Source organism: Kosakonia oryzae, from assembly GCF_001658025.2.
Classification (GTDB): Bacteria; Pseudomonadota; Gammaproteobacteria; order Enterobacterales; family Enterobacteriaceae; genus Kosakonia; species Kosakonia oryzae.
Map to the genome: position 1 here is coordinate 1,508,119 of NZ_CP014007.2, position 15,042 is coordinate 1,523,160.

At 50.4% G+C, this 15,042-nt stretch carries 12 protein-coding genes, 4 tRNA genes and 2 other RNA genes; 7 read left to right on the top strand and 11 right to left on the bottom strand.

Annotated elements, in window-relative coordinates; all coding sequences use genetic code 11:
• The first annotated feature begins 87 nt into the window (after positions 1-87).
• Entirely contained in the window at positions 88-1,017 is a 930-nt protein-coding gene (locus AWR26_RS07320) for a LysR family transcriptional regulator (RefSeq protein ID WP_064564633.1), read from the top strand.
• Here the strand turns inward: AWR26_RS07320 and AWR26_RS07325 are convergent.
• The 7 genes from AWR26_RS07325 to AWR26_RS07355 all read right to left on the bottom strand — a co-directional run bounded on the left by AWR26_RS07325 (position 1,008) and on the right by AWR26_RS07355 (position 2,469).
• Positions 1,008-1,370, bottom strand: a complete 363-nt coding sequence (locus AWR26_RS07325) for a FlxA-like family protein (RefSeq protein WP_064564635.1) — start codon at positions 1,368-1,370, stop codon at positions 1,008-1,010. The two genes, AWR26_RS07320 and AWR26_RS07325, sit on opposite strands and share 10 nt — an antisense overlap.
• 324 nt (positions 1,371-1,694) lie before the next feature.
• A non-coding RNA gene (locus AWR26_RS07330) (RtT sRNA) lies at positions 1,695-1,830 on the bottom strand.
• 94 nt (positions 1,831-1,924) lie between these two features.
• Positions 1,925-2,049: non-coding RNA, RtT sRNA (locus AWR26_RS07335), on the bottom strand.
• Positions 2,050-2,080: 31 nt separating this feature from the next.
• Positions 2,081-2,156 (bottom strand) — tRNA-Lys (locus AWR26_RS07340).
• A 4-nt stretch (positions 2,157-2,160) separates the two neighbouring features.
• Positions 2,161-2,236, bottom strand: a tRNA-Val gene (locus tag AWR26_RS07345).
• Positions 2,237-2,276: 40 nt separating this feature from the next.
• A tRNA-Val gene (locus AWR26_RS07350) sits at positions 2,277-2,352 on the bottom strand.
• Positions 2,353-2,393: 41 nt separating this feature from the next.
• Positions 2,394-2,469, bottom strand: a tRNA-Val gene (locus tag AWR26_RS07355).
• A gap of 257 nt (positions 2,470-2,726) precedes the next feature.
• Here AWR26_RS07355 and gltX point away from each other — a divergent pair.
• From gltX to AWR26_RS07385, 6 genes are all read left to right on the top strand, one after another.
• Entirely contained in the window at positions 2,727-4,142 is a 1,416-nt protein-coding gene (gene gltX / locus AWR26_RS07360) for a glutamate--tRNA ligase (protein WP_064564637.1), read from the top strand.
• A gap of 567 nt (positions 4,143-4,709) precedes the next feature.
• Entirely contained in the window at positions 4,710-5,480 is a 771-nt protein-coding gene (locus tag AWR26_RS07365) for a hypothetical protein (RefSeq protein ID WP_064564639.1), read from the top strand.
• Positions 5,481-5,516: 36 nt separating this feature from the next.
• Complete coding sequence (locus tag AWR26_RS07370) at positions 5,517-6,014, top strand: CS1 type fimbrial major subunit (RefSeq protein WP_064564641.1); 498 nt, start codon at positions 5,517-5,519, stop codon at positions 6,012-6,014.
• Between the two features lie 174 nt (positions 6,015-6,188).
• Positions 6,189-8,600, top strand: a complete 2,412-nt coding sequence (locus AWR26_RS07375; RefSeq protein ID WP_244256233.1) for a TcfC E-set like domain-containing protein — start codon at positions 6,189-6,191, stop codon at positions 8,598-8,600.
• Positions 8,597-9,919, top strand: a complete 1,323-nt coding sequence (locus tag AWR26_RS07380) for a hypothetical protein (protein WP_064564643.1) — start codon at positions 8,597-8,599, stop codon at positions 9,917-9,919. Before AWR26_RS07375 ends, AWR26_RS07380 begins: the two co-directional genes overlap by 4 nt.
• Before the next feature lie 343 nt (positions 9,920-10,262).
• Positions 10,263-11,459, top strand: a complete 1,197-nt coding sequence (locus AWR26_RS07385) for a hypothetical protein (RefSeq protein ID WP_064564647.1) — start codon at positions 10,263-10,265, stop codon at positions 11,457-11,459.
• Between the two features lie 80 nt (positions 11,460-11,539).
• Here the strand turns inward: AWR26_RS07385 and AWR26_RS07390 are convergent, their stop codons facing one another.
• The 4 genes from AWR26_RS07390 to AWR26_RS07405 form a co-directional block, all read right to left on the bottom strand.
• Positions 11,540-12,139: a nitroreductase family protein gene (locus tag AWR26_RS07390; protein WP_043952764.1), complete on the bottom strand. Its 600-nt coding sequence runs from the start codon at positions 12,137-12,139 to the stop codon at positions 11,540-11,542.
• A 128-nt stretch (positions 12,140-12,267) separates the two neighbouring features.
• Positions 12,268-12,477 carry a YdgH/BhsA/McbA-like domain containing protein gene (locus tag AWR26_RS07395; RefSeq protein WP_064564648.1) on the bottom strand — a complete coding sequence of 70 codons (210 nt, stop codon included), beginning with the start codon at positions 12,475-12,477 and terminating at the stop codon, positions 12,268-12,270.
• Positions 12,478-12,677: 200 nt separating this feature from the next.
• A complete protein-coding gene (locus tag AWR26_RS07400) occupies positions 12,678-12,920 on the bottom strand; it encodes a DUF1158 family protein (protein ID WP_064564650.1) in 243 nt (80 codons plus the stop codon).
• 72 nt (positions 12,921-12,992) lie between these two features.
• Positions 12,993-14,900 carry a methyl-accepting chemotaxis protein gene (locus tag AWR26_RS07405; RefSeq protein ID WP_064564652.1) on the bottom strand — a complete coding sequence of 636 codons (1,908 nt, stop codon included), beginning with the start codon at positions 14,898-14,900 and terminating at the stop codon, positions 12,993-12,995.
• Between the last annotated feature and the right edge of the window lie 142 nt (positions 14,901-15,042).

Consider the following 15,042-nt stretch of genomic DNA (forward strand, 5'->3'; position numbering starts at 1 on the left):
GCACTCCTGAAAGTCGATGCCGCTATTGTGCTTTTTCTGCTTTGAGAAATAAAATTGATTTATTGCATCCATTCATGAATTAAACAGATGAATTACTCGTTACGTCAGCTACGCGTTTTTGTCACCGTCGCGCAGGCCAGAAGTTTTAGCCGGGCAGGGGACATCATCGGCTTGAGCCAGTCTGCCGTCAGCCACAGTGTGAAAGAGCTGGAGTTGCAAACCGGCGTGCGTCTTCTCGATCGCACCACCCGTGAAGTGGTGCTGACCGAAGCGGGCCAGCAACTGGCTTTGCGGCTGGAACGCTTATTAGATGAGCTTAGCAGCACGCTGCGCGAAGCCGGGCGTGTCGGCCAGCAATTGACCGGCACCGTACGCGTGGCCGCCAGCCAGACCATTTCCGCGCACCTGATCCCGCAATGCATCGCCAGCAGTAATCAGCGCTATCCGGAGATCGATTTTGTGCTGCATGACAGGCCGCAACAGTGGGTGCTGGAGAGCATTCGTCAAGGGGAAGTGGATTTTGGCATTGTGATTGATCCCGGTCTGGTGAGCGACTTGCAGAGTGAAGAGATCCTGGAGGAGCCTTTTTTTCTGCTTTGCCGCAACGATCATCCGTGGGCGCAGCTTGCGGCTGTTCCTTGGTCCGCGCTTGATGGCGCACGCCTGGTGGTACAGGATTATGCTTCAGGTAGCCGGCCGTTAATTGATGCGGCGTTACAGCATTTTTCCCTGCAAACCGCGATTGTTCAGGAGATCGGACATCCGGCGACGCTGTTTCCGATGGTGGAAGCGGGAATTGGTATCAGCATCTTACCGGCGCTGGCATTGCCATTGCCGCAGGGAAGCCAGCTTGCGGTGAAGCGTCTGGTACCGGGGATGCAGCGAAAAATTATGCTGGTGCGACGGAAGAACCGTTCGTTGTCGGGCGCGGCGCAGGCGCTGTGGGAAGTGGTAAAAGAACAGGCCCGGTGTTTAAACCGGGTCCGTGAGAACGATCCGCTATTTACTCAGACGTAAATATCAATCGAATGCTCGTCAGAAGGCGGATTCACGCCTTCTGCTTTGCTCTGCTGCTGAGCTTGCTTCTGTTCAGCTTCCTGCGCTTGTTTGCGCTGAAGCTGAGCCAGCTGTGCCTGCAATTGTTGGATTTGCTGCTGAATCAACTCTTGTTGCTTTTTTTTCTGTTCTGTCGTGCCGCTACCGCTGGAAATATTTTTCAATTCGTCCGTCAGCTTAGCAATCTGCTGAGTAATACGGCTGATTTGCGAAGATATATCATTACTGGCCGACGAACTGCCCGCGCTACTACTCTTGCTACTACTCGTACTACTACTTTGTATCGATGGAGTTGATGTTGTAATGGTGGACATTGAGCTCTCCTTTTCGCCTTAAAATAGGGTTATCGGCGTAATCAGCGACGACTTGAACTGCATTCACTTTTGTTCGCAAAGTAAGCATCGTATCCGGACATTAAGGATAAATTATGAATAAAAGTTATCAGGTTTACTTGTTGAAAAGAAAACAGTTTTGATGTTTTTTGATTGCTGTCAGGTGAGTTTTTACTGCTGCTTTAAAGGAAATTTTAGGGTTTGCCGTTTTGCAGGCTGGAAAAGGCATTCGCCGCCATTGGGTAAAAGAGTGAATCTTTGGGAACTGCAGAAAGCAAAAAAGCGCCGCCAGCGCCATTTTTACATTGGTGGGTCGTGCAGGATGACTCGCTTCGCTCGGCCTTCGGGCCGTCGCCGCAAGCGGCTCCGTTGTCTCACTACGTTCGACTCGAACCTGCCGCAGGTATACTCGTCTCATCCTGAGACTCGCCCTTCGGGCCAACGCTGCGCGTTGTTCAAAATTGTTCCCGACAATTTTGTCGAATCTTCAGGATCGGCAGAAAGCAAAAAAGCGCCTTTAGGGCGCTTTTTTACATTGGTGGGTCGTGCAGGATGACTCGCTTCGCTCACCCTTCAGGCCGTCGCCGCAAGCGGCTCCGTTGTCTCACTACGTTCGACTCGAACCTGCCGCAGGTTCGAATCTTCAGGATCGGCAGAAAGCAAAAAAGCGCCTTTAGGGCGCTTTTTTACATTGGTGGGTCGTGCAGGATTCGAACCTGCGACCAATTGATTAAAAGTCAACTGCTCTACCAACTGAGCTAACGACCCGAAGTGGTGGGTGATGACGGGATCGAACCGCCGACCCCCTCCTTGTAAGGGAGGTGCTCTCCCAGCTGAGCTAATCACCCACTTCGGTACTTCACTGATAAGAATTCGCTGGCGAGAAAGTGGTGGGTGATGACGGGATCGAACCGCCGACCCCCTCCTTGTAAGGGAGGTGCTCTCCCAGCTGAGCTAATCACCCACTTCTCATTCTTATCTACACTGCGGGAACCACAAAAATCGTGGTGGGTGATGACGGGATCGAACCGCCGACCCCCTCCTTGTAAGGGAGGTGCTCTCCCAGCTGAGCTAATCACCCCCGCTGTGTGGAGTCGCATTATAGGGAGAGTTGAAAATGAGTCAACGCATTTTCTAAATAAATTGTTCGTTCGTCGTAAAATTAAACAAACCGCTGCGTAATGCGTCGCGAGAGCATGATTTCTAAACAAAATAGCGCGATACACCGCTCAATGAGGCAACAACATTGAGGAATCAGCCCACAGTGATAGAATATCGCCCACTCTTTTTTAAGCTATTGCCGACGGTCGGCATCTTTAATAAACGTAAGGCCAATTCATGAAAATCAAAACTCGCTTCGCGCCAAGCCCCACTGGCTATCTGCACGTTGGCGGCGCGCGTACTGCTCTCTACTCCTGGCTGTTTGCCCGTAACCACGGCGGTGAGTTTGTACTGCGTATTGAAGACACCGATCTTGAGCGCTCCACGCCGGAAGCAATCGAAGCCATTATGGATGGCATGAACTGGCTGAACCTTGAATGGGATGAAGGCCCGTATTTCCAGACCAAACGTTTTGATCGCTACAACGCGGTGATCGATGAAATGCTCGAAGCGGGCACGGCATATAAATGTTATTGCTCGAAAGAACGTCTGGAGCAACTGCGCGAAACGCAAATGGCGAACGGTGAAAAACCGCGCTATGACGGCCGTTGCCGCCACGATCATGCGCATCATGCCGCTGACGAACCTTGCGTTGTGCGCTTCGCCAACCCGCAGGATGGCTCCGTGGTGTTTGACGATCAGATCCGTGGCCCGATCGAGTTCAGCAACCTCGAACTTGACGATCTGATCATTCGCCGTACTGATGGTTCTCCAACCTACAACTTCTGCGTTGTGGTTGATGACTGGGATATGGAAATCACGCATGTCATTCGTGGCGAAGACCATATCAACAACACGCCGCGCCAGATCAACATCCTGAAAGCGTTGAATGCACCAGTTCCGGTCTACGCGCACGTTTCCATGATCAACGGCGACGACGGCAAAAAACTCTCCAAACGCCACGGCGCGGTCAGCGTGATGCAATACCGTGATGACGGCTACCTGCCAGAAGCGCTGCTGAACTATCTGGTGCGTCTGGGCTGGTCGAGTGGCGATCAGGAGATCTTCACCCGCGAAGAGATGATCAAACTTTTCTCGCTTGGCGCGGTGAGCAAATCAGCAAGTGCTTTCAACACCGATAAACTGCTGTGGCTGAACCACCACTACATTAATGCGCTGGATCCGCAGTATGTGGCGACACACCTGCAATGGCATATCGAGCAGGAAAAAATCGACACACGTACCGGCCCGCAGTTGTTCGAGCTAGTGAAACTGCTGGGCGAACGTTGCAAAACGCTGAAAGAGATGGCTGCAAGCTGCCGCTACTTCTATGAAGAGTTTGACGAATTCGACGCCGATGCCGCGAAAAAACACCTGCGTCCAGTGGCTCGCCAGCCGCTGGAAGTGGTACGCGATAAACTCGCGGCGATTACCGACTGGAGCGCCGAAAACGTGCATCACGCCATTCAGGCAACGGCTGATGAGCTGGAAGTCGGGATGGGCAAAGTGGGTATGCCGCTGCGCGTTGCCGTTACCGGCGCGGGTCAGTCTCCGGCGCTGGACGTTACCGTTCACGCGATTGGCCAGGCTCGCAGCATTGCGCGAATCAACAAAGCGCTGGGCTTTATTGCTGAACGCGAAAGCCAGCAGTAATTCCGTTCTGGCTTAATGCCAGCCGCCGTGAAATGAACCCCGACGCTGCTCTCCAGTCGTCGGGGTTTTTTCGTTTATAGCGCCAGCAACGACACGCATCCGCTTTTACGCGGTAATCAGTTGTGGCTATCACGCTCGTTGAAATAGCGCACTCTTAATCCACAACCGTACCGACAGAATAAAAATATGAATTATCCTGGTCCTCTTCTGCAATTTTCAAGTAACAGTTTTCTTTAATAACGTAGAAAATTATCGAGCCTTCGTGATTATATTTAAAAAACTATTGCGCTAAGAATTATCATATTTTAATTAATCCCTGGTAGACACTGCTGAAAATGTTTTAAGATTATTTGCATTAGGGGTTGGTTGATTTTGTTTTAGTCTTATTTTCCATTCGCAGAATATTTGCGTTAATGGTTTTTTATCTTTCTGAAAATAAATGCTTAAGCTCTTAATTAAGTTTTTTTAAGTCTTTTTTATGTGACTATCGTATGTCGGTAAATTAAACTTTAATAAGTAATAAGCACCCTCTGTTTTGTGTAATTTATTATTTCCTGGATGACACCAATGCAAATTTCTTCCATGAGCGGTAGTGTGGCTTTATTTGCCATGCTTTACGTTGGGCTAGTGAATACCAGTCTGGCGGGGCCAGCTATTAATGTTGGTGCGTTAAATGAATATATTTCTGCGCAGAAAAATACGCTGGCAAAACGGATATACAATACTGGCGATGCAACAGCATTTGTCCGGGTCAGCGTCAGCGAAATTATTTATGATGAAAACAGTGGTAAACCCACTGAACATCCTCTTGATGAAAATGCGCTAATCAGCGGGAAAGGTACAGGTATCATTTCATCACCACCGCGTTTAATTATTCCGGCCAACGGTATGCAAACAAATCGGCTGGTGTTTACCGGTTCGCGCGATAAAGAAAGATATTACCGGGTACGTTATATTCCGGTGGTGCCAAGCCAAACGGAAGGATTTGGTCTCGATAATAAAGATATGCAGGCATATCAGGACCAAATCAATGCCGGTGTTACCGTTTTAACGGGCTTTGGTACGATCGTTACTGTTCAGCCAGAAGCAACAAAATTTAATACTCTGGTGGCGAGCAGTAATAACAAACTTTCTGTTTCTAATAATGGCAATGCCTCGATTGTCATCAGCGGTATTAAGAGTTGTGACAGAAGTCTAAAAAACTGCGGTTCACCTGTTAATGTCCAGCTACGTCCGGGAAGCAAACTTGAGCGGACGGCTGAAGCAAATAAAGTCTGGCTCTACAGTCTGACTGAAGGAAGTCATAAAAAAAATCTTTCAACGGGGAGCTCCTCGTAACTACGTCGCTAATGACATTATTTAATGGAGATAAAGATGAAATCGACAAATAAATTAGTACTCGCAGCTCTGCTGGCGGCAACATTTGGTGCCAGCGCAGCTTCGCCGACAATTGATTTTAACGTTGAGGCGACTATTCCGGATAATGATTTCTATATCACACCGGTAAATGGCTGGGATACGCAAACGCAGAAAATGAGCTGGAATGAAGGCGGCCAGACGCTTAATCCTTTCACTCAGCAACTGCAAATGAAAAATACCGCCGGCAATATTAAAGCGTATTTGAGCAGCCAGCCGGTGCTGACTACTGCTAATGGCACAGATGCCATTAATCTGGACGTGCGTATTGCCGGTAAAACCTTAACGACGGATTCTACTACTGCCGTTGAGCTTTACGATGCAACTCAAGCGGCCACCGAAAAAACAGCAACCGTCGAAGTGAGCCAGCAGGGCACGCTTTCGGCACGTCCGGCCGGTGGTAATTATATTGGCGCCGTCACGATGATCTTCGATACCGACGGCACAACCCCTTAACTTTCGCTATCGACGCAAAGTCATTGCATTGAGGAGAGTCTGACTCTCCTCCTTTATTCGGCTGTATCGCTGCTTCTTATTTGTGAAAAAAATATGACTCACTTTCGCCTTATTATGGGTTCGCTGTTGCTCTGTGTCGGGAGCGGTGCAGCCAACGCTCGTACAGAGTCTTTAATGAGCCAGACTGCACTTATGCCGGAAGATTTCAAAGCGCATTTCTTCAATTCCCCGTTGTCTGCCAAAGTAACGCTAAATGGTAAAAAACTGGGTGATGCGATGATAGTGCTGACGGAAGATAATCAGACGCGCATTGTTCAGTTTACTGATGTCAGCGACAGCGAATATACAGAAGAAGATCGCCAGCGATGGTTACAAGCGTTTTCAACGCTGGTTCCGCTGGGAGAGTGTACCCGCGACTGCCCGGACGGGCTGATGGCAGTGGAATATAGTTTAAGCGATGCAAGCCTTGCCTTGCTGACACCGGCGGCAATGACCAGCAAGGATCTCTGGTACAGCCTGCCAGAAGGCGGCGATTCCGGCATCATTTTGAATAACCAGTTCAATGCCAGCGGCAGTGAAGAACAGTCAACGCTGAGCTGGAACGGCGGGCTGGATGCGGCAATAGGCAACTGGTCGCTGAGCAGCCAGTTTCAGCAGGATCAAAGCCGTGCGCAAGGGCAGGATATGCTGTCGCGCCACGCTATTACCTCGTTATATGCCCAGCGTGAATATGAACAAAACTTTCTGCGTGCGGGCCTGTTTATGCCCGACAGTCAGGGGCTTTTGCGCCAGCCTTATCTGCCTGGCGGCGGAATCAGTACCCTTGCGGGGGTGATGGTCGGTAGTAGCGATACCCGAATGAAAGAGGGCGGAACGCCTTCGCTCTATCCGGTCTATGTCACGGCAAACCGGGAAGGCGTGGCGGAAATTTATCGCAACGGCTCTCTAATCAACTCCCAGCCGGTGGTACCAGGCTTGCAGGTCCTGGACACCACTTCATTACCGATGGGCATCTATGAAGTTGACATTCGGGTGCTGGAAGACGGTAGAGAAACCAGCCGCACGACAGAAACGATCAATAAACCCTATTCATGGCGCAACCCCGACCAGCGTCTGCGCTACAACCTCTTTTTCGGCCAGCAACGAACTTTATGGAATAGCGATCCGGATTCACAAAATGGTGATCCGGCGGCGGGCGCCAGCCTCAATTACCTGCTTTACCCGCGCCTGACGCTGGGAATGGCGGTACAGAAAACCGGCGATGAACGTCAGGCGGGTGGCTCTATTGACTGGCAGCTGGCCGATGCTCTGCAACTTTATGGCAATGTGTGGCGCAGCAGCGTGACCGGATATGGCTTTGACACGCAGGCCATCTGGACGCATAAGCAGGGTAATGTTGCGTTGAGCCATAGCCGTAGTTGGTATCGGCAGGACGACGAGCTGTATCAATATGACAGCCGTCCTTCACAACAAAACACCACTTCGTTTTCAAGCACCTGGCGTTTTAGTGGCATTAATAGCATCACCGGGCGTCTCAGCCACAGCAGCCGCAATAGCGGCGTTGGCATCGATATTGGCTTCAACACCCGCACGATGATCGGCAAAACGGCGGTTAACTGGCGCTTAGCCGGGTTCGACAGGCCCTATGGCGATGGCAGTAGCCTGCGTAACCGGGGCGTTAGCCTGAGCGCCAGTTTCTCGCTGGGCAGTGAGAGCCGCAGCGGTAACATCAGCCTCGGCAGCCGTACTGATACGCAAGGAGAACGCGATTTCTATACCTCGGCGTCGGTCAATCAGCAGTGGGGAGAAAACAGTCCGATTCGCTCGACGCTGGCCACGCTGACGGGCGATCGTCATGGCGTAGGCGTCAGCGCCTCCAACCAGTTTGATACCGCGCTGGCGCAGGGCAGTTTCTGGGCGCAAAGCTCCACGCAGGATAGCCGTCTTTCCGGTGGTATTAATACCGGCAGCCTGATTGCTTTCGGTAAGGGCGAGGTGGCGATCTCTAAACTGCCTTCTTACAACCAGGGCGGCGGGGTGATCGTCAATGTGGATTCGGATGAGGAAAACACGAAACTGCTGGCGTTCTATCCCGGCGGGCAAAAAACACTGTCAGCAGGGCGCAATTTTGTCCCGGTCGATGCCTGGAAGCCGGGTACCATTCAGCTCGATTTTGCCGGTACGGATGCGCCAGCGCTCAAGATTGAGCCGGAATACCTCTCTTACCAGCATATTCGCGGCGGCGTGAATGCTTATAACGTTCGGGTGATGAAAACGGTCACGGTCATGGGCCGCCTCGTCAACAGCAAAGGCGAGGCGCTTGGTGGTGCCAGTGTGGTGAACCATGCCAGCAGAACGATGAGCGAGTCCGACGGGTTATTCACCCTCGAAATGCAAAAAAGCATTCCGGTGCTCAATGTTGAGCAGCGTTCCGGCGCGACCTGCGAAATTAAGCTCGATCCGAATACGCCGCATCGCACGCAGGACGATGTGTGGTTTGTCGGCAATCTGGTATGCGATGGTCTGACGCAGGCCGCGAAGACAGAAACAGCCGTCAGCGATAAAACAGGAAAAATAAAAACATGAAAAGGAATAAGCTTAATCCACAGGATGAAAATGATATCCGCATTCAAACTGATATAAAATATGGCCTGCTTGAACGCATTGGTATTTTTTCATCCCGATTAATGATGAAAAGTCAGATTGCATTTTGCTGTTTATTATTTACATCCATAATTCACGCCGCTACGGTGGATATCACCGCAGAATTTTCGGCAGACATCAGCAAGCCGCAAAATAATCAATTTACCAATACCACACCAGTGAGTGGGTTTTGTGCTGAATTTCTTAATGTCTGTACAAATGGAACATTTAGTATTGCCATTCCTGGTGTGTCCGCTAGTAAATATATTGATGAAATGACTCATGATTATATAAGTGAGTTGCCCTCTGTAACTGTTGATGGTAGCCAAAGAACAATCACGCTGACCGAAAAAAATACAGGGCGAACAATAGTTGTTAGTTTCCGTATTACCTTTATCGCTATGGATTATACTTTAACCAACATAGTAACTGGCACTATTATTGGTTTAGATGGTCTTAGTAATCGTCCTTTGGGGGGATGTACCGCTGGAAATATGGGAAGTGTATATAATACTACGAGTAAATGGGGTTGGGGCGTACCCGCTAAAAAAGTGGATTGTTATGGAAAGATAAAACAAGATGCTGCAGGCATCCCGCTTGTTGCCACAGCGAATATAAATAACTTCAGTCTGGGATATTCTCTCCAGACGCCAGATCCCTTAAATCTCTACGGCGGAACCTACGAAGGAGAAGTGGTTTATTCGCTGGGAGATAGCGGAGAGGATATTGGATTTCATGCGCAGTCAACCTCAGATTCTGAGATTAGACTCCACATTACCGCAATCGTAAATCACGCTTTTAATATTTTCTTTCCGGACGGGAAAAATAACCTTGATGTACGGCTTGATGCTCAGGACGGCTGGAATCAGTGGAGGAATGGAGGGCGTATTCCGGAATCATTACAAAAAGACGTTCCTTTTCTGCTGACCTCATCCACACCATTTGTCGTGAAGATGCAGTGTGGATTCGATGGCGGCAATCAGAATTGTGGGTTAGAGAATACGCAAACCCATGAGGTTGTGCCTCTGGAAGTGATGTTGACTCTGCCAGGATTTAAAAGCAATGGCACAGGTGTCAATAATCTGCAGATGACAAGTGCGGCGAATGGACAAGCCATTGACCCGCCGGGGGGCTTTATTACCGACCGGAGTTCGCACATTGATTTTCGCGTGCTCAGGCCTGGGGTGGAAACAATGGTCAAATCGCCAGGTTCAACCTGGAAAGGTTTGGTAACGCTGATATTTGATACGCAAACGCAGTGAAATTTCCCCGAGTCAAGCTGTCAGCATGTAATCTATTTTTAGCCGGCGTGGTATTTCGCCACGCCGAAATATAAGGACGTAATATCAATATTACACAAGGGATATGCATGAATGGATTACTTAATAATAAAGAATCGTGTTCCAGGGGTTATATTAAAATTGACCATACAAAATATATCAGTATAATGACTGCGAAACTGCGAAACTGCGAAACTGCGAAACTGCGAAACTGCGAAACTGCGAAACTGCGAAACTGCGAAACTGCGAAACTGCGAAACTGCGAAACTGCGAAACTGCGAAACTGCGAAACTGCGCGAAGATAAAAATTCTACAATGGGCTTTAGTGTGCTTATTATTTCCGCTCTCTTTTCTGTTGCAGGCCGCCGCGATCGATATCACCACGGATTTTGCTGCAAATATCAGTCAGCCGCATAAAAATAAATTTACTAATACTACGCCAGTCTCCGGTTTTTGTGTTTCTTATTCAGCGTATTGTGCCAGTGATGAATTCAGCATTATCATTCCTGGGCTGGAAGCAAATAAATACCTTGATACTTCTTCGGCCGATCTCGAAAAAAACCATACCTCTATTACCGTTGACGGCACACCGCGCACGCTAACCCTGACCGATCCTGCTACGGGAAATACTATTACCGTTGTGTTCCGTATCGCCTTTTTTGGTATGACTTTTAACCGGCTCGATGCCAATAGCGGTAGTTTGTATCTTGTCATGACCTCAACCGGCCTCTACCCATCCGGTGGCTGTTCTGGACGTACTGGTGTCGGAACGGCAAGTGGCTCAAGTTATTCGTTTGGTTGGGGAATTCCGGAAAGAAAAGTCACCTGTTACAGAAGTCTTCAGGCGCAAAATGGGTCATTTCACGGCGACGTTCGTATTACTAATTTTAGTCTGGGCTATACCCTAATCACACCCAATCCCTTAGAGGTCTATGGTGGGAATTATGAAGGTGAACTGGTCTATAACGTCGGTGCAAACGGCGATCTTGATTTCAATGCGCAAAGCACATCGGATGATGAAATTCGTATTCTGTTAAAAGCCACCGTAAAGCACGAGTTTAATCTTAAATTCCCAACAGGCGGCAGCAGTGAAAATGTCATTCTGGGCGCAGAGGGCGGCTGGAAGCAGTGGATTAACGGCGGAAAAATACCACACTCATTAAGCAAAGAGGTGCCTTTCTCGCTCTTTTCATCGACGAAGTTTACCGTCGCAATGCAGTGCGAGCACGATGGCGGCAATCAGAACTGCGGCCTGAAGAACACTCAAAACAGTGACATAGTGCCGGTAGAAGTAATGATGACGATGCCGGGTTTCAAAAGTAACGGCGTGGACGTAAAAAACATGCGTATGACGAGCGCGGTAAATAAACTGGCAATTGACGCTCCGGATTCGTTTATTGTCGACCGGCGCTCGCACGTTGATTTTCGCGTGCTCAGGCCTGCGGTGGAAACGATGGTAAAAGCGCCAGGCTCAACGTGGAAGGGGGCGGTAACACTGGTTTTTGATGCCCAGACGCAGTAAACCCGCCAAAAAAGAAATCCCCGCTCATTGTCGCCAACGAGCGGGGAATTTCACCTTCACCGGGGTGGTTTCAGGAATACTTAGCGGGCAACAACAAAACGTTTGTCATCGTCCATAAAGGCTTTTTCACCCGCCGGAGCCACGATGGAACCGAAGTTCATATGGCCGCGCAGTTTCCAGTTTGCCGGAATATTCCAGCTACGCTGTACATCGGCATCAACCAGCGGGTTGTAGTGTTGCAGGTTCGCGCCAATCCCTTTTTCGGCCAGCGCCAGCCAGACGGCGTACTGGGCAATACCGGTACTGTGTTCTGACCAGACAGGGAAGTTATCGGCGTAAGCAGCGAACTGCTCCTGCAACCCTTTCACCACGTCCTGATCTTCAAAGAACAGCACCGAACCCGCAGCGGCGGCAAAACCATCCAGTTTGTCGGATGTCGCTTTGAAACTCTCTTCCGGAACAATTTTTCTCAACTGTTCGCGGGTCAGCTCCCAGAACTTCGTATGCTCTTTACCTAACAGAATCAACGCACGGGAACTCTGCGAGTTAAACGCAGAAGGTGCCTGGCGAATGGCTTCTTTAATGGTCTCGATAACAACCTCTTCTGCAACCGGCAGATCTTTACCAAGGGCATAAATGGTTCTGCGCTGTTTCGCTAAAGCAAGAAAATTATCTGACATAACGGCTCCTGAAGTTGATGGTAATTCCGTGGTGTCGCTGTTTGCGGCCTGCGGGAACAAAGCGCTAAAAAGTTTCTGCAACGGGTTCATGGCTCGCCTTATCCTGTTTGTTATTTCGGCTGGGTAACTTATTTCGTCAGTTCAGCAGTCATATACACGCCGTTGTCAGTACGTGCGCTGGTGATTTTGTAAGACGCGTTAGCTTTTTCCGCCTGCGCAGCGATTTTGGCTTCAGCGGCGGAGAGTGTCGATGCGCTGGCGCTGATGCTCTGGGCAAAAGAACCGAAAGAGAGTGCGGACAGTGCGGCAACTGCAACGAAAGTTTTGATGAATTTCATGGTCGTATTCCTGCATTGTTTTGTTTGGGAGGGCTGTGTTGCCCTGATGTGATAAATCATATGCCTGATGAATACGAAGAAAAAGCTGAACTATTTGCGGATAACGTTCAAATAATTAGAACAACTATGGAATTAATTCTGCGCTACAAGCGCGAGCAATGCCCTGCCGCAGACAGGGCAGGGAGAGGGAGCAAACGTCCTCAGACAGCGAGCCAGCGCCGCCAGATAAAACGCAGTACGAAAAACTCAATGCAGCCAAGCAGTAAAAACCACAGGCAGTAGAGCAGGGTATAAAGCTGGTTCAAATCCAGCAGATGAAAGCGCTGCATCAGACTTTGCGCCAGTTGCAGGCCCAGCGATGGCGCGGGCAGCAGCAGGACAGAGATAAAGGCCATCAACAGAATGCCTGCCAGCGTAACCAGCGATTCGAGCGGGTGTTTCATAAGCGTTAATCATTGGTGAAAAAACGCATTGTCGGGGAAAGCACGCCGCAGCGCAACGTTCCCCGAGGGTGATCACGCCACCACGAAGCGATCAACCAGCGTCGTCATGGTTTGTGATTGTTGATCCAGCATCTGGCTGGCGCTGGCGGCGCTGGCCACCAGCCCGGCGTTTTGTTGGGTCACCTGCTCCAGTTGGTTCAGCGCTTCATGCACCTGCGAGACGCCGAGCGACTGCTCGCCTGCCGCATGGGCGATATCGCTGACAAACGCCAGCATCTGTCCGGTATTGGCTTTCGCTGACTGCAAAGCCCGGTCGGAAGCCTGCACCAGCGTCACGCCCTGCTCGATCTGCTCCATATTCCTGCTTATTAATTCGCGGATCTGCCGGGCATCGCTGGCGCAGCGCTGCGACAGATTACGCACCTCGGAGGCAACCACCGCAAAGCCCTTGCCCAGCTCCCCGGCGCGGGCCGCTTCTACAGCCGCATTCAGCGCCAGCAGGTTGGTCTGGAAAGAGATATCGTCGATGGAGCTGACAATACTGGAGATCTGCTCGCTGGAACCGCGAATGGCGAGCATGCTGCTGCTGGCTTCAGCCGCCACGCGGCTCGCTTCCTGCACCTGCTGCTCCATCTCTTCGGTCAGCCTTTTCGCTTCAATGGCATTATCCGCCGTCAGATTCACCGCCGTGGCAATCTGCTCCATACTGGCGGCCGTTTCAACCAGCGATGCGGCCTGCTCATCGGTGCGCGAAGCGAGATCCTGATTGCCATCGGCAATGTCCGCACTGGCGCTGCGCAGCACGGCGGCGCCCTGTTTTATCTCGCTGACAATATGCTGAATGTTCTCAATGGCCTGGTTATAAGCGCGATTAAGCAGCGACAGCTCATCGCTGCCGGGCACGTCGAGGCGCTGGGTCAGATCGCCCTCCATCCCTTCAATGGTTGCCAGCGAGCTGTGCAACTGGCGATGAATGCTGCTGGCGACCAGCAGGGCAAAGAACAGCGCCACCACCAGTGCTGCGACGCTAACCAGCGCAAAGATAATCACTCCGCGCCAGGCGTTGTCCGCCAGCGACTGCGCCGTGGCGAGTAGCGTATCGGAGGCAGAATCCTCCACCGCTTTGAGCGCATTAATCCGCGCCGTCTGAGCGTTGAACCAGTCTGTGGGCGCCACGCCAAAATTGCCGCTTGCCGCATGGTCAATCGCCTGCTGGCGCAGTGCCAGAGCGTGTGTCGCTTGCGGTGTCTGCAACTGTGCCGCCAGTTTTTCATTTACTGCCGGTGTGTTGAAGGCTTGCGCCGCTGCGAACCACGACAGTTGCTTGCCCACGGTTTCATTCAACTGGCGGAACTGGCCGTCGGTAAAGTGGTCGGCGGAGAAAACGTTCGACATCAGCGCACGCTCAACGCCGGTCTGCTCTTTGGCATTCAGGATGCTGTAATAGGCCGCCAGTTGGTTAACTATCGCCCCGTTATCGGTCAACTGGCTGATCCCGCCAACGACATTTAGCAGGTCGTTAATCATTGCGCTGTACCACGCCAGCGATTCGGTGCCGGTGACGCTCTGGCCGCGAATTTGCTGACGAAATGTGTCGATTCCCTGCTGATGTTGCTGAAATTGCTCCAGCGCGTGACGAATATCGCTATTCGCTTGCTGGAGAGGAAATTGTTTAAGTGCCTCAGTTAATTGCGTAATGGCTTTAGAAGAGTATGGATATTGATCGTTTAATTCAGCGGAGAATTGTTGGCCTTTACTGCCTAAATATCCGGCGCTCAATCCACGTTCTTTTTGTAATTCATGAATAACGCTTCCAGCATATTTTGCCAGCAATGTTAAGTTCATAATGGTGCGCATTTGCTGGCCTGTTTCAAGGCGACTCAGGATGCCATTAGACGCTAACCCTATGAGTGCAAACAATAAAGGAAAAAGTGCCAGCAATAATTTCAATTTCATTGATAAACGATAAATCCATCTCATACCGATGCCTCAGGTTGTCTTTAACTTATATGGCTTATCGGGGAGAAAACGGCATTCTTTATTTATAACGCGAGGCTTGTTGATATTTATCAATTCCGACAGGGGGTTCTACCACTTTGTGATTATTATTTTGTAAGTAACG